The sequence below is a fragment of the Acinetobacter sp. CFCC 10889 genome, from assembly GCF_003268395.1.
Taxonomy (GTDB): Bacteria; Pseudomonadota; Gammaproteobacteria; order Pseudomonadales; family Moraxellaceae; genus Acinetobacter.
Window position 1 is genome coordinate 1 of sequence record NZ_LQXQ01000037.1, and the last position, 22,697, is coordinate 22,697.

The 22,697-nt window shown below is 37.9% G+C and carries 20 protein-coding genes, 1 other RNA gene and 1 pseudogene; 14 read left to right on the forward strand and 8 right to left on the reverse strand.

Translation table 11 applies throughout. The annotated features are described in order from the left end of the window. From AVJ19_RS13860 to AVJ19_RS13910, 9 genes and pseudogenes are all read left to right on the forward strand, one after another. Positions 1 to 121, forward strand: a pseudogene (locus AVJ19_RS13860) (IS1 family transposase); the annotation flags it as partial. After that, positions 108 to 2,720, forward strand: a complete 2,613-nt coding sequence (locus AVJ19_RS13865; protein WP_111860268.1) for a type I secretion C-terminal target domain-containing protein — start codon at positions 108 to 110, stop codon at positions 2,718 to 2,720. The pseudogene AVJ19_RS13860 and the gene AVJ19_RS13865, both read left to right, overlap by 14 nt. Positions 2,721 to 3,096: 376 nt before the next feature. After that, entirely contained in the window at positions 3,097 to 4,287 is a 1,191-nt protein-coding gene (locus AVJ19_RS13870) for a putative solute-binding protein (RefSeq protein ID WP_111860304.1), read from the forward strand. A 722-nt stretch (positions 4,288 to 5,009) separates the two neighbouring features. Further along, entirely contained in the window at positions 5,010 to 6,605 is a 1,596-nt protein-coding gene (locus AVJ19_RS13885) for a Na/Pi cotransporter family protein (RefSeq protein ID WP_111860271.1), read from the forward strand. A 171-nt stretch (positions 6,606 to 6,776) separates the two neighbouring features. Continuing rightward, positions 6,777 to 7,811: a taurine ABC transporter substrate-binding protein gene (gene tauA / locus AVJ19_RS13890; RefSeq protein ID WP_111860272.1), complete on the forward strand. Its 1,035-nt coding sequence runs from the start codon at positions 6,777 to 6,779 to the stop codon at positions 7,809 to 7,811. Positions 7,812 to 7,820: 9 nt separating this feature from the next. Continuing rightward, on the forward strand, positions 7,821 to 8,606 hold the full coding sequence (locus AVJ19_RS13895; RefSeq protein ID WP_111860273.1) for a taurine ABC transporter ATP-binding protein: 786 nt from the start codon (positions 7,821 to 7,823) through the stop codon (positions 8,604 to 8,606). Next, positions 8,607 to 9,491, forward strand: a complete 885-nt coding sequence (tauC, locus tag AVJ19_RS13900) for a taurine ABC transporter permease TauC (protein WP_111860274.1) — start codon at positions 8,607 to 8,609, stop codon at positions 9,489 to 9,491. It abuts the gene before it with no gap. Between the two features lie 10 nt (positions 9,492 to 9,501). Beyond that, complete coding sequence (gene tauD, locus AVJ19_RS13905) at positions 9,502 to 10,347, forward strand: taurine dioxygenase (protein WP_111860275.1); 846 nt, start codon at positions 9,502 to 9,504, stop codon at positions 10,345 to 10,347. A 211-nt stretch (positions 10,348 to 10,558) separates the two neighbouring features. Beyond that, positions 10,559 to 11,281, forward strand: a complete 723-nt coding sequence (locus tag AVJ19_RS13910; RefSeq protein WP_111860276.1) for a pirin family protein — start codon at positions 10,559 to 10,561, stop codon at positions 11,279 to 11,281. A 154-nt stretch (positions 11,282 to 11,435) separates the two neighbouring features. On the opposite strand, the gene AVJ19_RS13915 is transcribed toward AVJ19_RS13910, so the two are convergent. Continuing rightward, entirely contained in the window at positions 11,436 to 12,239 is an 804-nt protein-coding gene (locus AVJ19_RS13915; RefSeq protein WP_111860277.1) for an amidohydrolase family protein, read from the reverse strand. Positions 12,240 to 12,246: 7 nt separating this feature from the next. Further along, positions 12,247 to 13,536, reverse strand: coding sequence for an SLC13 family permease (locus AVJ19_RS13920; RefSeq protein WP_111860278.1), 1,290 nt, complete (start codon positions 13,534 to 13,536; stop codon positions 12,247 to 12,249). Positions 13,537 to 13,701: 165 nt separating this feature from the next. On the opposite strand from AVJ19_RS13920, the gene AVJ19_RS13925 reads away from it, so the two are divergent. Beyond that, positions 13,702 to 14,433 carry a GntR family transcriptional regulator gene (locus tag AVJ19_RS13925; RefSeq protein WP_111860279.1) on the forward strand — a complete coding sequence of 244 codons (732 nt, stop codon included), beginning with the start codon at positions 13,702 to 13,704 and terminating at the stop codon, positions 14,431 to 14,433. A gap of 138 nt (positions 14,434 to 14,571) precedes the next feature. Here the strand turns inward: AVJ19_RS13925 and ssrS are convergent. The 3 genes from ssrS to AVJ19_RS13940 form a co-directional block, all read right to left on the reverse strand. Further along, positions 14,572 to 14,754, reverse strand: a non-coding RNA gene (gene ssrS, locus AVJ19_RS13930) — 6S RNA. 100 nt (positions 14,755 to 14,854) lie between these two features. Then, positions 14,855 to 15,139 (reverse strand): cell division protein ZapA, encoded by a 285-nt coding sequence (locus AVJ19_RS13935; RefSeq protein ID WP_111860280.1) that lies wholly within the window; start codon positions 15,137 to 15,139, stop codon positions 14,855 to 14,857. 2 nt (positions 15,140 to 15,141) lie between these two features. Continuing rightward, complete coding sequence (locus tag AVJ19_RS13940) at positions 15,142 to 15,693, reverse strand: hypothetical protein (RefSeq protein WP_111860281.1); 552 nt, start codon at positions 15,691 to 15,693, stop codon at positions 15,142 to 15,144. 64 nt (positions 15,694 to 15,757) lie between these two features. Here AVJ19_RS13940 and AVJ19_RS13945 point away from each other — a divergent pair, with 64 nt between their 5' ends. Next, a complete protein-coding gene (locus AVJ19_RS13945; protein WP_111860282.1) occupies positions 15,758 to 16,390 on the forward strand; it encodes a UPF0149 family protein in 633 nt (210 codons plus the stop codon). Positions 16,391 to 16,516: 126 nt separating this feature from the next. Further along, positions 16,517 to 17,842 carry a Xaa-Pro aminopeptidase gene (gene pepP, locus AVJ19_RS13950; protein WP_111860283.1) on the forward strand — a complete coding sequence of 442 codons (1,326 nt, stop codon included), beginning with the start codon at positions 16,517 to 16,519 and terminating at the stop codon, positions 17,840 to 17,842. A gap of 160 nt (positions 17,843 to 18,002) precedes the next feature. On the opposite strand, the gene AVJ19_RS13955 is transcribed toward pepP, so the two are convergent. The 3 genes from AVJ19_RS13955 to AVJ19_RS13965 form a co-directional block, all read right to left on the reverse strand. Continuing rightward, a complete protein-coding gene (locus AVJ19_RS13955; protein WP_111860284.1) occupies positions 18,003 to 18,320 on the reverse strand; it encodes a hypothetical protein in 318 nt (105 codons plus the stop codon). Between the two features lie 382 nt (positions 18,321 to 18,702). Next, the gene (locus tag AVJ19_RS13960; RefSeq protein ID WP_111860285.1) at positions 18,703 to 19,413 is read right to left on the reverse strand and encodes a hypothetical protein; all 711 of its coding nucleotides are present in this window, start codon (positions 19,411 to 19,413) and stop codon (positions 18,703 to 18,705) included. Between the two features lies 1 nt (position 19,414). Further along, positions 19,415 to 19,915, reverse strand: coding sequence for a metal-dependent hydrolase (locus AVJ19_RS13965; RefSeq protein WP_111860286.1), 501 nt, complete (start codon positions 19,913 to 19,915; stop codon positions 19,415 to 19,417). A 167-nt stretch (positions 19,916 to 20,082) separates the two neighbouring features. On the opposite strand from AVJ19_RS13965, the gene ubiH reads away from it, so the two are divergent. Together ubiH and AVJ19_RS13975 are read left to right on the forward strand one after the other, a co-directional pair. After that, the gene (ubiH, locus tag AVJ19_RS13970; RefSeq protein WP_111860287.1) at positions 20,083 to 21,294 is read left to right on the forward strand and encodes a 2-octaprenyl-6-methoxyphenyl hydroxylase; all 1,212 of its coding nucleotides are present in this window, start codon (positions 20,083 to 20,085) and stop codon (positions 21,292 to 21,294) included. Beyond that, positions 21,291 to 22,538 carry an FAD-dependent monooxygenase gene (locus AVJ19_RS13975; protein ID WP_111860288.1) on the forward strand — a complete coding sequence of 416 codons (1,248 nt, stop codon included), beginning with the start codon at positions 21,291 to 21,293 and terminating at the stop codon, positions 22,536 to 22,538. Before ubiH ends, AVJ19_RS13975 begins: the two co-directional genes overlap by 4 nt. The last annotated feature ends 159 nt before the right edge of the window (positions 22,539 to 22,697 follow it).

Consider the following 22,697-nt stretch of genomic DNA (forward strand, 5'->3'; position numbering starts at 1 on the left):
TTGCTTACGTCATCGGATCAGGCGAGGCTTTAGGAGAAGCTGCAACTTCTCCAAAAAGCTTGAAAATCATTTCAAAGCCTTTGATTTAGTGTTCTTTTATATCAACAATGGATTCGTTTAATGCCAGCATACTTTTTGAAACACCTCCGATTATCTATCTAGAAGCAGGTCAAACCTATACCTTTAGTGGTACCTTTGATGATAGTGCTGGTATTTTCTTTGGTGCAGGTGCAAATGTAAAAGATGCAAGCTCTGGCAATACTGTAACTGCACCGTATGATGGTGCATGGTTCAAGGGCTATGGTACGACATCTAAATTTGTAGTTACTGTTCCAGAAGATGGTTATTACGATTTTAGTTTTGTAACCCATAATCAGTCTGGTGAAGGACGTTATGATTTAACTTTAAATGATGTAGATTTAAATGCGGAAAACTTTACGTTATTCCCAACTGCTGATTCATTGATTGCAGCAGCACAGGCGGATGCTAACTCTGATAAGATCCGTATCGAATACTATACCGATGCAAAAACAGGAACAGGTCATTACAAACTGTTCAATGCCAATGAAGGTGTGGTGGGCAAAGACGTTCCATTAGCTACGATTGATGCAGCGCTGACAGATACGGATGGCTCTGAAACGCTTACTGTGACTTTGTCTAGTATTCCAGCAGGTGTGACTTTAACAGATGGTAAAAATACGATTATCTCTGATGGTACAACTCCAATTGATGTAACCGATTGGGATTTGAAAAATCTGAAAGTGAATAGTGCTACAGCACAAGATTTTGTGATTGATGTTGCAGTGACTTCAACTGAAAAATCTAATCTCGATGCTAAGACTGCAACAGGAACAATCAATGTTTCGATTGAAGCTGATGATGGTCAGGGTGAAGTAGTTTATCCATTCCCAAGCATAAGTAATGTGTCTGATGTAACAGCAACTGAGGGTGCAGACCTTGTTCATACAGTGCAGTTGAGTGGAGCGACTACTCAGGCGACTGAATATAGCTTTAAGTTGGGGGGAGCTAGTGATAGTGCGACTGCTGATGATTATGGAACACCAAGCTTTAGCAATGGTGTGACTTATGATGCGGCAACAGAGACCATTACAGTGCCGAAAGGTGTTACAAGTTTCACAGTAACCTATACAGCAACAACAGATAGCGAAGTTGAAGGGACTGAAAATGTCACACTTGAAGTTGGCGGTGTGACAGGACAAGGTGAAATTACGGATGTTGTTGCACCTACATCAGGTTTAACTATTCATGTTGAAGCAAAATCAAACAGTTATAGCCAAGATGGTGATTTAACCTCATTTAATAAATGGGGCGGAACAAATGGTACTTGGAAAGTAACAGGAGATACTAATGTATTTACTGATAATAATGGTGCAAATGCAGGTTTAATTGGAATACAGGGTGATGCGTGGAGTACAAATAATGGTGATCCAACGGTTTATCAATTAATTACAGATCCGATCCCAGCCAATGCTCTGATTGCGTTGAATATTGGTTGGAATAATGGTTATTGGGGAACTACAGAGAGCGGTAAGGCAGTATCAGGAACGATTTCCTACAATAACGTAGCCCTCATTAAAATGACAACTTCAGCTGAAAATGGGCGTAGTGATTCACCTGCAAATGCAATTGATACAGTAGGTACAGTATCAGGTATGGGCAAAGTCGAAATATTACATAAAGATGTTGTATTAACCATTAATGGTGTCACATATAAATATGGTGACTCAATTGATTGGAAAACATGGAGTACGTATTATTCTGATGGTGATAAACGCACCAATGGTCATTTCCTGATTGAAAATGGTGTACTGGATAAATTCCTGATCACTATTCCTACTGATGCTCAAACGCCGACAGCTGAAGGAAATAAACTCGCAATTGTCTATGATAAAGCTGGTGAAACAGATGCTAATGCTGGACGTGATGATATTCAAATCAGTAGTTTTGAAATCGTGAATGCACCTGCTGATCGTGATGTAATTGTTCCTGCAGGAACAACTGACAATATTTTGGAATATGTCAATATTTCATCAACAACCAATATTGATGGTCTAAAATCAGCAGTGGTCAAAATTGACAGCGGCTATGCTGTTGGTGATGATTTAACAGTAGATTTGGCTTCTGTAAAATTAAATACGACAGGAGCTACACTTGCAAACTATTTTGAAACAGCATTCAATAACGGTACTTTAACCATTACAGCAAAAGATGGTTCTGAATCAATTGAATATTGGAATACATTATTACAAGCAATTAAATTGACATCAGTGGATGGGGCTCAAAAAGATATTAGTTTCCAAGTCACTGATGACCAAGGTAATGTAAGTAATAATCAGACAGTTTCTATTAAGTCAGGTGTATCAGCAAGCTTTGCTATGTTCTCATTGGAAAACAATGACATCATCTTTGATTTACTTAACGATGACAACACTGGTGGCAACACGTTAACAACTGTGAATGACTTTACAGCTACGGATCACATCGACATTTCAGACTTGTTTGACAACAATGCAAACTTTGAAAATCTCAGTGAATACCTCACTGTAAGCTATGATGCAGACGCAGACCAAGCGGTGATTTCGATTGACCGTGATGGTAAAGCAACGCAATATCAAAGTGCTGAATTGTTGGTGTTAAATAACCAAATGACTGATCTTACTCTTGAAGAATTATTGCAAAATAATCAAATCATCATCTGATGATTTGATTACTGCATTATTTTTCTAAACACAAAAAGCTCCTTCGGGAGCTTTTTGTTTATTTTGGACAATAAAAATATCAACAATCAGATAAATGGTAAATACTTTTATTTGGTTTAATCTATTGATAAATATTAAAATAATATAAAGTTGTAAATAAAATTTTAAATTATACATTTTTGACAAAAGTTGGATATTTATAGTCAATTGAATTTATGAACACATCCCTTAACTTAGCTATATACAAGGATGATGTGTTTGTGGATGCTGATATTCACAAGTATATTGACAAAAAATGGATTATAAAATGAAGATACACAACCCACAAAAATGGGCAAATTTTACTCAACAGATCTGTAAAAACACATACTTGGCAATGGGCTTCTTATTGCCATTTTCTATGCTAAATCCTGTGTCTGCCGCACCAGCAGCAAAACTAGATTTAACTTTGTCTGAGCATTCACAACAAAAAATTAAAAAACTGATGAATGATCCAAAAGTATGGGCGCAGATTCCAAAACAAGTGACTTTATGTGTCTATTCACCCGATGGCGCAAATGGTGAAGCTTTTGAACAAGCAACGAGTTATATCAGTGAGTTGCCTCGCATTGCACAAGTTGCCAAACAGTTTGGGGTTGATCTAAAAATTACTCGATCTTCTAAGCTTCAGATGCGCATTGATATGGATTATCCAAAATTAAAGAAAAAAGCTACGACTGAGCTGAATTTACGAGTTTATACTGATGAACGTGTTTTGACGGAAGATTTTCGCAGTAAACGTTGTGATGGTGCGGGAATCAGTAACCTAAGAGCACGTCAATTTAACCCTTTTGTTGGCAGTATTGATGCCATTGGCGCTGTACAAAGTTATAAACAGCTATCATCAGTGATACAGCTCTTAGCTCGTCCTGAATATGATGATAAAATGGTCAATAAAGACTATGAAGTGGTGGGGATTGTACCATTGGGTGCGGCATATATCATGGTCAATGATCGCCGAATTGATACTTTAGCCAAAGCTGCTGGTAAAAAAGTCGCTGTGATGAATTTTGATGGGACACAAAAGAAATTGGTGCAAAATGTTGGTGCACAACCTGTGTCTGTAGATTTGTTGACTGTCGGTGGTAAGTTTAATAATAAAGAAGTAGACATCATGGCAGGTCCTGCATTGTTGTTTAAACCTTTAGAATTACAAAAAGGCATGAATGATAAGAATGGCAAAACGGTTGGTGGAATTATCAAATTTCCATTGATTCAGGTGACGGGAACATTGATCATGCATCGCAATAAATTTCCTGTGGGTATGGGATCGATTGCACGGGAAATTATTTCTAAACAACTCAGTCCTGCTTTTGAGTTTGTTGATAAAATTGAGCGTGAGATTCCTGCCAAATATTGGATGGAAATGCGTGAAGCAGATAAACCGGGTTATATCAAGATCATGCGTGAAGCCCGCATTCAAATGACTAAAGATGGTTATTATGATCCAGCAATGATGAAGATTTTGAAGAAAGTACGTTGTGCCCAAAACCCAAGTAGTTTTGAATGTGCTTTAAATGATGAATAAGTGATATTGTTTTTTAGTGTTGTATTTTGAAATGCCCAAAAATGGGCATTTTTGATTTGATGAATTTATACATTTACAACGTTGGTTTGGGAATCGGAATAGTCTTTGAAATATCTTTAGAATTGCTAAAATATAAGTCACAATTTGAGTGTCCCCATTTTGTGAGGATTCCTCGCTGAATTAGAAATTTTTGTTCACAATAACGTCCGGGATGAACAAAGCTAAGATAACTTACAATTTTGTCACCATTGTTGAGTGTATAACTTTTATCAGGAACGCCCCAATCTGAAATCAATTCAGTTTCTGTGGAGTTAATCCACGATTGCATTGTATCGTTGAGCGTTGATCTGCGTGTACTTGTATTAAAGACAGCGCAGGCAAGAAGTGCTTGGCAGCATAGTAGTACAATTAATATTCTCATTTTTATGTCACTCTTTTTGATTTTGTTGATATTTTATAAGTTTATGCCATGTGATGTTTATAGATTATGTAATCATCCCAAATCACATTTTTGATGGATCATCGTATTTTATTTTTTAGATATTTTTGTGTTAAATCAGCTTTTTTATTTAAATTAAATAATTTGATTTTATTGAATATTTTATGCATTCAGCGAGTGTCTTATTTGTATGAAATTCGCTATATTGAGCATTCAAATAAAACAGCTAAAAATGCCATAAAACGACATTTATTTTATGCAATAACAATAGATTGAGGGAAATGTGTTTCAAGTATTCGCTGAACTTTGTGGTGGTGTAGGTTTATTTCTGCTTGGTATGACCTTGATGACTAATGGTCTCAAAGACATCGCAGGTGAAACGCTTAAACATTTATTTACCCAATTTACCAATACACCAAGTAAAGCCTTATTGACAGGAATTGGCTTGACCATTTTGGTTAACTCATCTACTGCCACAACTGTGGCTACTGTTGGTTTTGTCAATGCGGGTGTAATGACATTTGCTCAAGCCATAGGTGTCGTCATTGGGGCAAATATTGGCACGACCAGTACAGGTTGGTTGGTGGCATTTCTAGGTTTGAAATTTTCTATTTCCATGTTCGCACTGCCATTTATTGGCTTTGGTGCAATGCTGCATCTGGTTGCTAAAGATCGTTTAAAGTTATTCGGTCTGATTTTAGCAGGCTTTGGCATGATCTTTTTTGGCATTGCTGTTTTACAAGAAGCGATGGCGGGTTTTTCAAATCGAGTTGATCTTTCATTTTTAAATGCAAATGGTTTTTGGGCACAGTTATTGTTAGTTGCAATCGGGATTGTGATGACTTTAATTTTGCAGTCTTCGAGTGCATCAATCACAGCAACTTTAGCTGCTTTAGCCAGTGGTGCGATTGATGTATCACAGGCTTTATATTTGGTGATTGGGCAAAATGTTGGTGCAGTGGGAATTACTGTATTGTCAGCGATTGGTGCTTCAATCAATGCCAAACGTACTGTAGCCGTGAATGTTATTTTTAATGTTGTGGCTGCGATTGCCGCTTTTTTATTATTAGCGCCTTGTTTATTGTGGCTATATCAGCATGTGTCATGGCTAAGTCGTTGGGATAGTTTGGTCATCGTGGCATTGTTTCATACCTTGTTTAGTGTGCTTGGTGCAGCTATTTTTATGCCAGTGTTAAAGCGATTTGAGCAATGGGTGATACGTTTGTTACCTGAGGATTCACCCAGTATTTTAAATTGTTTGGATGATGCTAGTTTGCAGCTCCCAATTGTGGCGATTCAAGCAGCCGAAACAGTACAACATCATATTTTATTTGAAATATTTAATAATTTGCACAAGGTATTTCGTGATGGGATTTTACCTCATCCAAGTGAACTCAAAGTTTTAGATGAGATCATTTTACAGTTAGAACGCTACTTAGAAAAAATCACCATTACGCATAATCCTGAGTTACAACAGCATTTTCTGGCAATTTTAAGGGTAATGGTTTATGTCAGGGTATTACGCAGTGATTTAGCACAAATTGATAATGCTGTTTTATTGCGAATGCATCCTGCAATTTTGCAGTTAGCACTAGATTATTCACATATTTTAGACAGTTATATTGAAAATATTGCCCATTTAAGTGAGCATGCACAAATTGAAAAATTGCGTACAGAATTAAATAGCTTAAAGAAATGGGCAAGTAAACATCGTGCTGAGATTCGCAGCGAAGTTCTAGAATATACTGTGTTAAATCAGCTAAGTGCGGCAAAAAGCTTAGAGTTGTTGGCAGCCCAACGTTGGATTGAACGTTTGATTGCACATAGCTATCGTTTTTCTAATGTTTTGTATGAAGAGTTAATACAAGAACAGTCATGATGTGTGAAATATTAGCTAAGTTTTTGTAAAATATAGATTGCAGAATTTTATCAATGTAAATCTGAAATTGATAAATATCAAAATATGATAACCAATCTTGTTTAAGTTATTTTTCATTGAAAAGTGTAGGGATTAGCATAGTGCTTAGTCCTTGCTTTTCCTGAAAAATATATGAGTAAATCATCTAAACCACTGATCATTACTGCGATTGTTATAGTGGCAATTGTGGCTTTTATTTACCTACAAAAAACTCAAACAGCCAACACTGAAACGGCAAGTACAGTGACTACAAAATCTGATTCAGCTGTGGTGATCGCTTATCAAACTGGGGTAGATCCAACCAAAGTTGCACAAGCCAATGGTGACTATGAAAAAGATAGCCAACAAGCAATTACATGGAAAAAGTTTGATACAGGTGCAGATGTAGTCAATGCTTTGGCATCAGGAGATGTCGATATTGGCAATATCGGAACGAGCCCATTTGCTGCGGCTGCAAGTCGTAATTTACCGATAGAGGTATTTTTCATTACAGCAAAATTGGGTGGATCAGAAGCTTTAGTGGTTCGTAATCAAGCCAATATTCAAAAACCACAAGATTTGATCAATAAAACCATTGCCGTGCCTTTTGTTTCGACTGCGCATTACAGCTTATTGTCTGCACTTAAACATTGGAATATTAGTGAATCACAAGTCAAAGTGATTAACTTACGTCCACCTGAGATTTCGGCAGCGTGGGAACGTGGTGATATTGATGCAGCCTATGTGTGGGAACCTGCTTTAAGTAAAGCGAAAACGACAGGCACAGTGTTGACAGATTCTAAGCAAGTCGGCGAATGGGGTGCACCAACTTATGATGTTTGGGTGGTACGTAAAGAGTTTGCAGAAAAAAATCCTCAATTTCTAAAAGCGTTTGTACAAACATCTTTAAAACAAATTGATGAATATAACCAATCACCACAGGCTTATCAGAAAAATCCTGAATATGTGAAGAAAATAGCCTCATTAACAGGTTCAGAGCCAAAAGAAATCGCTTTGTTATTGTCAGGAAATATTTATTTGAATCAGCAACAACAGTTACAAAGTTTGCAGCAAGAATTTGCTAAAAATATTTTCGATACAGCAACTTTCTTAAAAGCACAAGGCAAAGTCGATCAGGTCAAAGCGAGTTATCAGGACAATATTAACCCTAAATTTGTACAGCCTTGAGGATCAACCATGTCTGTTTTAAAAGCTGAAAACATCACACTACATTATGAAAATCAAGATGTTGCTGTGCTGAAAAATATTAACTTAGATGTACCAGAGTCATCTTTGACAGTGATTTTAGGTGAGTCAGGTTGTGGTAAAACCACCTTGTTAAATATTTTGGCAGGTTTTCAGCGTGTTGATACAGGTGTGGTGAAAATTGATGATGAAATATTGACACAGCCTGATGCACGTCGTGCAGTGGTTTTTCAGGAACATGCTTTATTGCCTTGGTTAAATGTCTCAGAAAATGTAGCTTTTTCACTGAAATTAAAAGGTCTAAAAGAGGCTGAAATCAATCAGCAAGTCGATGCAATTTTAACAACAGTGGGCTTGGCTCATGTGGCAGATGCCAATATTTGGCAATTGTCAGGTGGGATGAAACAACGTGTTGGCATTGCCCGTGCTTTGATTAGCCATGCACCATTTATTTTACTCGATGAGCCATTTGCAGCTTTGGATGCTTTTACCCGTGAAAATATGCAAGAGTTGGTATTGAATTTATGGATTCAGGAAAATAAAGGCTTTTTCTTGATCACGCATGATATCGAAGAAGCCTTATTACTCAGTCACCAATTGGTACTGATGACTGCACGACCAGGGACAATTGTAGAAACGCTGCATTTGGATTTTGCACAGCGTTATCGTCAAGGGGAATCTATCCGTTCAATCAAATCAGATCCGTATTTTATTCAGCTACGTGAGCAATTATTTGAACGTTTAAAAGATCAGAAATTGCATGCTTTGGAGCTTTAAATGAACAGTCAAATTCAGAAAATTGCTCAAAAATTGCCTGCCAGTCCAGCGGTTGAACAGCACAACACCGCTCTTTCTAAATCGGCAAATAAATTTAAATTTCCAAAGTTTGTGACGAAGAATTTAAGTCTATTGATCAGTTTGGGTAGTGTTAGCACGATTGTTATATTGTGGTTTGTGGTCAGCGCATTGCATTTAGTCCCTGAGTTATTTTTACCATCTCCAAGTGCGGTATGGCAAAAGTTCATTCAGGTCAGCCAAGATGGCTTTATGAAAGCCACACTTTGGCAGCATTTGGCAGAAAGTATTAGCCGTGTATTGAGTGCGCTCATCGCTGCGATTGTGATTGGCGTACCTGTCGGTTTATGGATGGGTTTAAACAAATGGGTACGTGCAGTGCTTGATCCTTTGGTTGAACTCTTACGCCCGATCCCACCTTTGGCATATTTACCATTATTGGTGATTTGGTTTGGCATCGGTGAAACCACCAAAATTTTATTGATTTTCTTTTCGATTTTAGCACCCGTCATTATCAGTTCGGCACATGGGGTTTTGAGCCATCAAAAAAATCGTGAGCGTGCAGCGCTTTCTCTTGGTGCAACCCGTACACAAGTCTTGAAATATGTGATTTTACCTACAGCTTTACCACATATTTTAACAGGAATACGCATTGGTCTAGGTGTGGGTTGGTCAACCTTAGTAGCGGCTGAGTTGGTTGCGGCAGATCGTGGTATTGGCTTTATGGTGCAGTCAGCAGCACAATTTTTAATTACCGATACAGTGGTGCTCGGCATCATTGTGATTGCCATCGTTGCAGTCAGTTTTGAATTATTTTTACGTTGGTTGCAAAAGCAATTAGCACCTTGGTACGGTCAACAGTTATAGAAGATGCATCATGACATTACATATTCAGCCTATTCAAGCCAACATTGGCGCAGTTATTGAAAATGTGGATTTAAATCTGACTGATCCACAAATCTTGTCAGAGATACATGCAGCTTTATTGCAATATCAAGTGATTTTCTTTAGAAATCAGCAGTTACAAGCACAATCTCAGGTCAAACTTGCCAAGTCTTTTGGTTCTTTACATATTCATCCGATTTATCCAGCAATGCAAGATGCACCTGAAGTGATTATTTTAGACAGTCATGCAACTGATTTACGTGATAATGAGCTATGGCATACCGATGTGACATTCAGCCATACGCCACCTTTAGGTTGTGTGTTGCAAGCCATTAAAATTCCTGAAGTGGGTGGCGATACTTTATGGACGAGTGGTACGGCAGCGTTTAAAGCATTGTCTGAAGACCTGCAGCAAAAGTTGCGTGGTTTAACAGCAACACATGATATTCGTAAATCATTTCCCTTGGAGCGTTTTGGGGCAACACCTGAAGCACGTGTAAAACTCGAAGCTTCGTTTCAGAAAAATCCACCAGTCATCCATCCTGTAATTCGTAGTCATCCTGAAACAGGCGAAGAGATTCTATTTGTAAATGAGGGGTTTACCACACAGATCAACGAACTATCTGCAACTGAAAGCGAGACACTATTAAACTTTTTGTTTGAACATGCAGTGAAAAGCGATTTTCATTTACGTTGGAAATGGCAACAGGGCGATGTTGCCATTTGGGATAATCGTTGTACGCAACATAAAGCTTTGTTTGATTATGGTGATGCACATCGAATCATGCATCGTGCCACGATCAATGGCACTGTGCCGTATTATCAACAAGCAAGTTAATTTTATTGCGTGTTTATGGGGACAATCAATCATGCTGTGGATTACCTGATTGATTGTCCCGATCTGTATTTAAAAATCTCAAAATTGATAACGATCATGATGCTAAATACGTTCTAAAAATGATACGAAACTTTCTATTTTTGCTAGATGAAACCTAAAAACAAAAGCCTAAACTAAGTACATAGACAAAACAAAATTAGGAAATAATCTTATGTTCGATATGCGCTTATCTCAAGAACGTGGTGCGGCTCATCATGGTTGGTTAAAATCACGTCACTCATTTTCATTTGCAGATTATTGGGATCCAAAACAAGTCGGTTTTTCAGATTTATTGGTGATCAATGATGACACTGTTGCACCATCGAAAGGCTTTGGTACACATCCACACAAAAATATGGAAATTATTTCCTATGTGCTTGATGGGGCATTGGAACATAAAGATTCGATGGGTACAGGTTCGGTGATTGTCCCGGGTGATATTCAGTTAATGAGTGCGGGGCGAGGTGTTGCGCATAGTGAATACAACCATTCTGCACAAGATGATGTACATTTTTTACAAATTTGGGTTGTGCCAGATCAAGCCAATACCGAACAAAGCTATCAACAAGTGCATATTGCACCTGAAGATAAACGTGGAAAATTACACTTGATGATTTCACCAACAGGTGGTGAAAAAACTTTAACAATCAAGCAAGATATTAATATTTATGCAGGTCTGTTTGATGGTGAAGAAACAGCAGAATTTAAAATTCCTGAAGGACGTTATGTGTACGTACATGTTGCCAAAGGACAACTTGAGATTAATGGTCAAGTGTTCAATACAGGTGATGCCGCACGTATTCGCGAAGGCGGAAAATTAACATTTAGCCATGGTCAAAATGCTGAAGTTTTAGTGTTTGATATGCGTCCTGAAGAAATTCCAAGTATGCCTTAAGATATTTTAAGCGTTGTTCTTAAGTTGTAATTCAACAAAAAACACGCTCAATTAGATGCTGTCTAATTGAGCGTGTTTTTATGCTTTTGACGTTGTAAATAGGAAAAACGATCTGACATCCATGTCAAGATCGCGAGGGAGAGTTTTGCCCTTTCTAAAAATGAAAGAGCTTTGCCGCATTTTGACCTAATACTAGGTCTTGTTCCTCGGCAAAAGGAACAATCTGGTGAAAGGCATCAAGCACTTGCTGATAAGAAACGATACTTTCATGTTGTGTGTGTGGCCAATCGCTGCCCCATATCATTTTGTGTAGAAAGCCTTTTTCTTTCAGTAAGCGATACGCTTTTTGTGCTGTTTCAATATTTTCAGGCGCAGCACCTAAACGGTAATATCCTGAAATTTTGATCCAATGTTGTTTAACATCAAGCAAACTTAAAAACTTTTGATAATCGGGATCATCTAAGCCTAGCTGTGGTAGTGCACGACCAAAATGATCAATCACAACTTCAATTTTAGATGTATTGAGCATGGGCAAAATCTGAATCAGATAAGCAGGTGGTGCATGCAACTCAAGTTGTAAATCGAGTTGTTCTAAATTGTGGATCAACATTTTCCACTGCGCTTGACTTAGATCAGGAACAGAAATACCAAACAAGTTGAGACGAATTCCGACTATACCTTTTGACTTCAGATCAGCCAACTCAAGGATACTGATGTGAGGATGTACGACAGCAATGCCTTTTAAACGTTGTGGATATTGGCGAATCGCTGTCAGCATGGCTTGATTATTTGTGCCCAAAAAACTAGGTTGTACTAAAACACCATGTGTAAAACCATGAGCATCTAAATGCTGTATATATTGCTCTACTGTAGCATCATAATCTGGGTTGTAACGTGCTGTCGCAATGCATTGATCTTGCTTAGAAAATACATGGGCATGTGTATCAATACGAATCATTTCAAACTCACAAAATTACTTTTAGAACAAGAACAGCAATTAGAGCAGCAACAACACCAACAGGAATTGCTCTAAATAACAACTGATTAAATAATTTATTTCGGTCAATCCCTTCAGGTGCAGAACCCATAATTAAACTACCGCCTGAAGAAAATGGAGAAATAGAAGAAGACTGTGCACCAGCAACGATACAAATAAAGAGCAGCATTGGATTTAACCCAGAAGCCGCTGCAATTGCAGGCACGATCGGGAATAACGTCGGTGTTACCACGCCTAAAGTGCTTGAGAAAATCGACATAACAGCACTGATTAAACATAACAAGACAGGGATCATCCACATCGGCACATTTTGTGTTAACCATTCTGCTAATAGGTCAATAATGCCAACTTTGACACCCAGTGAAATCAACATGCCAACACCGCAAATCATGATCAATGTGCCCCAAGGCACCAGTGCTACTACTTTTTTCTCATCTGCAAGTTTCATTAAGAGACTAATGAGTGCAAAGACGATGGCAATAAATGCAATATCAATCTTTGAGTTCAAGAAATGGATGGTTTCTTGTTGTGGGAAGATCAATTGTAAAATTGGGAAAATTAAAACAATGACCATCATCAATAAAATTAAAAACAATGATTTCTTCTGTGCAGCATTAAATGCTTCAGGGCGAATATCTTCAATTTCAATATTGCTGTTTTTACGATTCCAAAGGGTATATAGACCTAAAACTACGATAGGGATAAGTATCGTGACCACAAAAATACCTGTGGCATAGGCAAAGCTTGTAGAACTGTCGATGCCAACATTTTCCATTAAACTTCTAAAAATGATGCCGCTTTGCGAGGTCATAAAGTTCGCACCTGCAAGTGCGCCGTAGTTCACCGCCATACCACCAATCACCAAACTCATTTTGGTTTTTTGGCAAAGTAATAAGGTAATCGGTGCCATAAATGCCAGTACAGTATAAAAACCTGCACCCAATGCAGCGATAATAGTTGAGGCTGCAAAGATAGCTAAAGGTAGTAAATACGGATATTTACGACATTTATAGAGCAAGTGTCCTGCTAGACGTTCCAGTGCACCATTGGCTAAAGCAAAGTTATAAAATAACGTGACTGCAAAAATAATAAAGAAAATTTTCACAGGCCAAAGTTCAATCACTTCGGCAGGTTTCATTCCTAAACCAAAACAACCAATAAAATAAGCACCAACCATGGCAAAAAAACCAATATTGATTTTTGTGACATAGCCCAAGGCGATGGAAAGTACCAAGGTTGTAAGAATGAGTATGACCACGTTAATCCCTCACTTTAGGAAACATCTATATGACCTTTTTATCATAGTTAGAGATATATTTAGAACATATAAACATTTAGTTGTATACACATATATATGACTTGTTTGGTATTAAAGCCTGATATGATATGATTGTCAAATCTAGATTTAAAACTGTGCACCCAAATGCTTGATGATATTGCATTTAAAAATTTGAAATTACCACGTTATGTCCAAATCCGTTGGCAATTACAACAACTATTGGTTGATGCAAAATGGCGTGTTGACCAACCAATTCCAAGTGAATCTGAATTGGTAAATCAATATGGCGTTTCGATCGGAACCATTCGTAAAGCGGTGGAATGTCTCGTTGAAGATGGTTTTTTAGTTAAAATTCAAGGCAAAGGTACATTTTTAAAATATCCAGATTTTAAATTTTCTCTGATGCGTTTTTTTCATTCTACTGAAAAGCATCGTGAACATATTGCACCGATTGGTGATGTGAAAAAGTTGGAGATTACGCCTGCTGTTGCTGAAATTAATCAATATTTGGCTTTGGCACCTGAGGCAGAACTGTTGTATATGGAGCGTGTACGTAAACAAGCGGATACGGTGGTGTTGAGTGAAAAAATTTGGTTATCTGCGGATTTGTTTACGGAGTTGAAAAATATTCCATTAAAGAAAATTGGAAATTTACTTTATCCTTTTTACTATGAACAGTGTGGGCAGTTTGTGATTTCTGCGACAGAACAACTGACGTTTACAACAGATTATGTCGATGCGTATTTACCAACTCAGTCCGTAGTACCTTTGGTCAAAGTGTGTCGTTGGGCAAAAAACATGCAAGGACAAGTGATCGAATATCGTGAGTCTTATGGTTTTGCTGAAAACTTCCATTATCAAATAGAAATTCATTGAGTAAGCTTTAAGCTTACTCAAGCTTATTTTTTGAATGAAAGGCTATATAAAATAAAAATTTAGACTAGAAAATAAATAGAAATTAAAAATGAGGATAAAAGCTTACATTTTTTATTTGAATTAAAATGATAAGTTAAAAAACACTCCGAAGATGCCGCTGCATGGTCGTTACCCTGAACCCGATGAGTTCAAGGTGGACGCGACGCGTACTTAATGGGTTTCCCACTCGGAGGTGGGCATACACTCAAAATACACAGAACGCATCCGTAAGTTTAAGTATCGGCAGGGGAATAGACGTACTGGCGAACATCCCAGAGTTATATTAAGTATACATATTCTCAGCGAACTGGCAAATGCTGAACGACAAGAAAATGTCTAATTTTATGTACTGTAAGCTTTAACTGCGCAAACAAAACGCAATTTATACCGCTTTTTCAACGTCTTTTAAAATTTCCTCAAGCAAACGTTCACAATGTGTATATTCTTGTAAGGACTTGTTCATGCTCAATACTTCTTGCATCAACTCCAAAGCCACCATGATCATCAGTTTGTTGTGTTCCATGTTGGGTGCTTTACGGCGAAATTCTTGAAATTTTTCATTCAATAAATTACCTGCACGTTCTAAATCAGCTTTTTTTTCAGATGTAGTACTTAATCGAAAAATTTGTTCAATTAAGCGTAATTCAACAACGACAACCTCAGACATGATTAAACTTCCTCATTGCTTTCAGATGGATGAGCAAGTTGTTGAATTTCTTGCGCATGATGATCTTGTTCAGTGCCTAAAATTGCTAAACGTTGAATAATGGCTTCAACTTTGACTTTGGCATGATCATTTTTCTGAATTAAACGTTCACGTTCACTTAACAAGTCTTTGATTTCTTGTTGTGAATGACGCTGATCTGTCTGCAGTTTTTCTTTAACAACACGTAACTCATTACGCTCAGCCAAAATTTCCTGAAAGCGTGTTTTGAGATCAGTACAGCTTTTTTCTAAACGACCATAACGTTCAGCCAAAGCGTTTGCATCAGTATTCAGTTGGTTAAACTGTTTTTGTAAGGTAGCAAGTTGTTCTGTCAAACTTTCGATTTCATCTTGCTTTTGGGTAATGATGCCATTTTTATGCAAAATTTGGCTATGTGACTGCTCTTCACTGTTATCTTTCTCTTTTAACAGTGCTACATTTTCTTTCTCGGTCGTTTCAATACGTGTTTTTAAAACACCTATATGCGTTTGTAGACGCTGTAATTGTTCTAGCATAACGGGTCGCACAGATTTGCAATCAAAGGTAATATATACAGAAGTATAGAGATTGGATAAGCGAATGCAAGACGATATTTCAGGTTGGTCAGATTGGGATCAAAACTTTGGTCAAATTGAAGAAATTTCAAGCCCAAGTGAGTTACACGGCTTACTCACAGGTATAATTTGTGTTACTGAAGTGCCATCTCGTGATGAATGGTTACAAATTTTATCCACCATTGATGTACCAAAAGTAAACGAAGAAGCACTCGCAATCTTAGCTGAAGAATCAGAAGACATCGCACATGCTTTGTCAGAAGATGAATTGGACTATTTACCACTATTACCTGATGATGAGCATAGTTTGTCGGAACGTGTACAAGCCTTGGCAGATTGGTGTGCAGGTGTAGTACTCGGTTTTGGTTTGGCTTCAGGGCATATTCGTTCGGATGAACAAGAACTCATCGAGAGTTTACAAGATGTAGCTTCGGTTGAGTTTGATGAGTCAGACGATGACGAAGAAGGCGAAGCAAGCTATCAAGAGTTATATGAGTTTGTGCGTTTGATTCCTGTGTCATTGTCAATGGGGCGTAAGAAAATCCCTGTGTTAGAAAGTTCATTATTACAAAACTTTCATAGCAAAATGAAACCAGCCATTGAGGCGTCAGACAGTCACAATATCGTAGAAGTATTTACGCCACACCGTCCAAGCTAAAGTGGATTGTTAGTACGAATACGTACTAAAAGGCTTTTTGGGTCGAGATGCGAATTGAAACTCAAAAAGTCTATATATGCTGTATCAATTAATTTTTCATCCATCTAACGATAAGCTGAATAAATAATGAAATTAACCCAAGCAGATTTTCAGGAACGCCGTGACCGCCTCGCAGAGCAAATGGGTCCCAACAGTATTGCGATTATTGCAACCAGTCCCGAAGTGATGCGTAACCGTGATGCGGATTATAAATTTCGTGCGGACAGTAGTTTTTTCTATTTAACAGGATTTGCTGAACCTGAAGCGGTTGCAGTCATTGAAACAGATGAAACAGGTGAAGACTACACCTATAGTTTGTTCTGTCGTGAACGTGATCGTGAAATGGAAATTTGGCATGGTTATCGTGCAGGCGTGGATGGCGCTGTGGATGATTATGATGCAGATGAAGCCTATGCGATTGATTTATTAGATGAAGAAATTATCGAAAAATTACTGAGTAAAGATAAATTATTTTATCGCATCGGACAACGAGCAGAGTTTGACGCACGAGTTGCTAAATGGATTGCAGAAGCAACAGGTGAGTCACGTAAAGGTGCTTCTGCACCTGCACAAATTATCCAGTTAGATGGCATTGTTGATGAAATGCGTTTGCACAAATCAACAAAAGAAATTGCATTGATGCAAATCGCATCAAATATCAGTGCTGAAGCACATACCCGAGCGATGCAAGCTGTACAACCCAATATGATGGAATATGCGCTTGAAGCAGAACTCAATTATATTTTTGGTAAAAATGGTTGTGTACCGTCATATAACAGCATCGTGGGTGGTGGTGAAAATGGTTGTATTTTACATTATGTGGAAAACAACAAAGTCTTAAAAAATGGCGACTTAGTGCTGATTGATGCAGCCTGTGAGTATGAACTATATGCCTCTGATATCACTCGTACTTTCCCTGTAAATGGTAAATTTAGCCCTGAACAAAAAGCACTTTATCAAGTAGTATTAGATTCCCAAATTGCGGCGATTGATGCTGTACGTATCGGTAATTCTTATAAAGAGCCACATCACATTGCGGTGCAAATCCTCGTTCAAGGTTTGCTTGATCTTGGTATTATGCAAGGTGATCTTGAACAAATTATCGAAACGGAACGTTATCGTCAGTTTTATATGCATGGCACAGGACATTGGCTCGGTATGGATGTACATGATGTCGGAACATATAAACATGGTGACGATTGGCGTGTTTATGAAGAAGGCATGGTCGTAACGGTTGAGCCGGGTTTGTATATCGCACCTGATGATGAAACTGTGGCGAAAAAATGGCGTGGGATCGGCATCCGTATCGAAGATGATGTGGTAGCAACTGCGAATGGACCCTTGGTTTTAACCAAAAATGTTGTGAAATCTGTGGAAGATATTGAAGCATTGATGGCGAAAGCTAAGTCTTGATTGTAGAAATGAAGAATCTATATTGAATAGATTCTTCATTTTTAGAAATATTTTAAGGTGAAAATTGCGCTTAACCTATAAAAAAGATATACAAAAATAAGATAAATTTAAGAAAAATCAAAAAATATAAAATGATTGTACTGATTATTTCATGATCTAACTATAGAGACCAATTCGCTTGTTGCTTAAGAACTGCGAGTTTTTGTACAGCTTTTTGCTCATTACTCAAAGGTTCTTCATGCTGATTCATTGTAACCTGACTTGTGTTTGGTAAAATTAATGCATTTAAGCTACTCACATAACGTTGTAACTCATTGTCTTCTATACTTTCAGCTAAATGTAATAAATGTTTTGCATATTCTGTATTTTCTACCATATACAATACATCGACTACTCGCCCTGTAACACGGCGTAAGCGTACATAAAATTGTGTCGCTAATGAAAAAATTTCAGAATCTGAATGCGTATTAGCAATCATCTTGTTTAACCCCATAGCAAAAATAAATGAATTTACGCTTCCAATGCGTTTATTTTATTCCCGAATAGAAATATCTTCCTATGTCCACATTGGAAGAAATATTATTACTATCATATCAATCGTTTAGTCTATTGTATGATCATGCAAATTCTAACAAGTTAATAAAAATGAATGGTACTCGACCAAGGTCTATTTATGTACAAAAAGACAAAAAATTATTGGGAGCTGCGCTAAAAATTATGCTGAATGAATTTTAATCATGCTTGTAATATGATGAAGTTTTGAAAATACGGTGAATTTAACGCATATATTTTCAATTTTTCTATGGATATATTGAACAAGCATACAATTTAGAGCATTGGTTATATGACAAAAAATCCCTCTATTTATTGTCACTCACTAATTTCCCATTTTTCCAATGTGGCAATGAAGAGGGGAAATCTATTTTTGTCATACAATCTTGAAATTTCCAAAGGCTTGGCTTAAAGGTCAGTGGTGGGATGGGGAGATTTTTATCACGATAAACCGATTCCAACTCATAATTATTGAGATCAACAATGAAATAATGTGTTTTAGGGCATATTGTTTTTTGACCATTGTTAATGAAATGATAGTCTTCGGCTAAACGTAAAAAGCCTATTGTTGTCGAAATTTCGATGACTGACATACCATTGATCATGACAGGATGTGGAAATTGAATTCCGTCGACATCATTTAAATCACGTGGTGCATTGTATTGAAAACCCGCAGGAATATGTTTGCTGATATGTGTACCTTTGGGGAGGATAATTTCTCCAAATGGTGTGTCTTTTTCCAATGTGAAATAGCGGTTTTTATCCTTTTCATGTTCAAATGCAACATGTTTTTTATCGGCTTGGATTGCCCAAAAAATCAATATACAGAGTAAAATACATAGAATAATTGGGCTATACAGTAAGAGTAGTTGCCATTTTTTTAAAGGAGGGACGAGTAAGCCTTTGCGTGTATAGCGACAGCGCCAAATAAAATAAAAAGTCGCTGAACCGAGACTCATGAGTATGAGCAGAAAGAAAATAAGAAATAGTCCACCAGCACCACCGCCTGCAACAATCATTTCAAAGCCTTATTTTACGAATATATACATATAATGCATAAGCGCAGATCAATAATTCCACCAAAAATGACCAATGCAAAATAAAGTTAAGCCACCAAGGTTGATAACGTGCAGTGACTTCAAAAAATACATAAGCTCGATCAATAAATGGTGCAAACAGCCAAACATCACCAACAAAAGTATCCAAACAAATATGTAAAAGTGCAGCACCTGAAAATAGCGTGGTGGCAAGTGCAAGTTTAGAGCGGTGTTTGGAAATTTTCCAAAACGTATAAGCCATCAGAAAAACAGGAATCCAAACAGAAAACCAATGCACAAAATATTTATGATGATGTACGGAACGTTGATCGAAGAAATAGAAGTAAAACAGATCAATATCAGGAAAAATTGCACCAAGCATGATGATGCTATAAAAAGCTTTGCTGCCAAGAAGATTGGGCTTTAATTTTTTGTCTAATAGATCCGCTAAAATATAGCCAGAAGGTAAATGTGCAATAAACATATTTTATATTTTTTAACATCAATTGGGCTTAGATTAACATAAGGTTGCTCAATCGCATTGAACAAGGTACTAATCCAATATAAAAAATTCCTCGCTTCATGTAATATAAAATCAATCATCATTATAAGTATTCAGCATGCTGAATCGCATATAGAAAGGGTCAAGACATGCAACAAGACGTCATTATCGTGGGTGGTGGAATGGTGGGGCTGAGTTTGGCACTCATGCTCGCAAAGTCAAATATTGCAGTGAAGCTGCTTGAAGCCATTAAATATCCAAACTATGAAGATGGCAATGTTGCTCCTTATCATTCCAGTTTTGATGCACGAAATACTGCACTCTCTCGCCGTACAGTACAGATTTACCAAAAGCTTGGGCTTTGGGAGGCATTACAAGAACACGCCACACCTATTTTAGAAGTGCATATCACTGAGCAAGGCAGTTTTGGTAAAGCACGATTAAAAGCGGATGAAGAAAAGGTCGAAAGTTTTGGACAAGTGATCGAAAATGCATGGTTAGGTCGTGTGTTATTGTCGCAAGTTCGTCAACAACCGCTGATTGAATTGATTGATGGAGTGCAGGTGACTTCACTGACCCAAGATCAAGATGAAGTCTATATCGAAGCAACACGTGGTGGAGAATATATTCATTCTCTGAAAGCAAAATTAGTCATTGCAGCAGATGGTCGAGATTCTTTCTGTCGTCAGGCGCTTGGTGTTGGTGTAGATGTGCATGATTATGAACAAGTGGCGATTGTGACGGCTGTACAAACATCTAAACCGCATAATCATGTTGGTTTTGAACGTTTTAGTCACTTAGGACCTTTGGCATTATTACCTTTGCCGGGTGAATGTCGCCGTTCTGTGGTCTGGCCTGTGACTAAAGGTACAGAACATGAATGGCTCGGTGAAGAAAATGATCAACATTTTCTAGATGCTTTGCAACAAACTTATGGTGATCGTGCAGGGAAATTCCAAAAAACAGGTAAGCGTTTTAGCTTTCCATTGTCACAAGTTTTAGCGCATAAACAAGCGGTTGGACGAGTCATTCTAATGGGCAATGCTGCACATACCATTCATCCTGTGGCAGGACAAGGCTTTAACTTGTGTATGCGTGATGCGGATGTGTTGGTGCGCTATCTCAATCAACAAATCGCAAATGCTCAAGATATTGGTGAGCCTGAAATGCTTCAAGCCTATGAACAAGCACGTTTAGCCGATCAAAAGCGTGTCATTAAATTCTGTGATTCAGTGGTACGTGGTTTTAGTAATCAAAATCCAGTGTTAAAACTGCTGAGAAATACAGGCTTGGTGGCATTTGATGTGATTCCGGGAATTAAACCACTTGTTGCAAACTATGCGATGGGGTTAAAAGCATGAGCGAATTAAATCAACATGATCTGTTAGATGTGGTCATTATTGGTGGTGGTTTGGTTGGTGGCTTAACGGCTTTATTGCTTGCGCAAGGTGGTGTACAGGCGACTGTTTTGGACGCTGCACCGATTCTCGATGCTGAAAAGACTTTAGCTGTAGCAAATCCACGAGTTTTGGCACTGAGTCAAGCGACCATGCATTTACTAAAAGTCGCCAATGTTTGGGACAAACTCGCCCGCCAAATGCCCTATACAGGCATGCAAGTGTGGAATAAAAATGGTTATGGCGAAATTAATTTTGGGCAAGCCTCTAGCCAATTTCCAACTGAACAAAACAGTTTAGGTTCGATGGTTGAACCAAGTGTTTTAAACCTTGCCATTCAACAGACTATGCTTGAAAAAGTAAAAGATTATCGGACTCAAGTGCGAGTGACACGTGTTGAGCAGGGCGTGGGCTGTTGGATTATTCAGCTGGCAGATGGGACAACTTTAAAGACAAAATTGGTGATTGGTGCGGATGGTGCTAATTCATTTGTACGAGAGCAAGCGTTTATTGATCTTGATGTGTTGGATTACAAGCAAGCAGGTTTAACTTGTGCGATTCGCACGACTCAGTCACATCAATATGTTGCTCGTCAGATTTTCCATCCAACAGGACCTTTGGCATTTTTACCAATGGCAAGTTTAAAGCCCGAGCAAGCGGAGCAGTGGATTTCGATCGTCTGGACTTTACCTGATGATTATGCAGATGAATATGCCAGTTTAAATGATCAGGATTTTTGTCAATTGCTTACACGGGAAAGTCATCACATGTTGGGTGAAGTGTTAGAAGCTTCGCCACGTGCAAAATTTCCACTTAAAGCCCGTGCTGCACAGCGTTATGTGAAAAATGGTTTGGCATTGATCGGGGATGCTGCTCATGTGATTCATCCACTTGCAGGGCAAGGTGTGAATATTGGGTGTTTGGATGCTGCTGTTTTGTGTGATGTGCTATTAAAAGACCGTGAGCGTGGTGTATGGGCACATGAGCAAACATTGAAGCGCTATGAACATCAACGTAAAGGGCAAAACGATGCCATGATGCATGGTATGTCTGCGATTGGTTTTTTGGAAAGTGCTGAGCTTTTTCCTTTTGTCTGGGCGAGGAATTTTGGCTTAAAACAGGTTGAAAATATTCCCGTATTGAAAGATCAGTTTATGGCGCAAGCCAATGGTTTGGCAAATTTAACGCATACACGTTATGCGCTTTAAAATAAAAGTGATATTTTTTGTGCAATCATTTAAGAAAAATTACCAATTTGAGTGAAAAAAATACGATTTTTATGTATTTAGTACTAGGCGAATGCTTGAGAGATTGGTACATTTCTTCGTAATTAGAGCCGACTTTGGTAAACGTATAGTCATTCATGG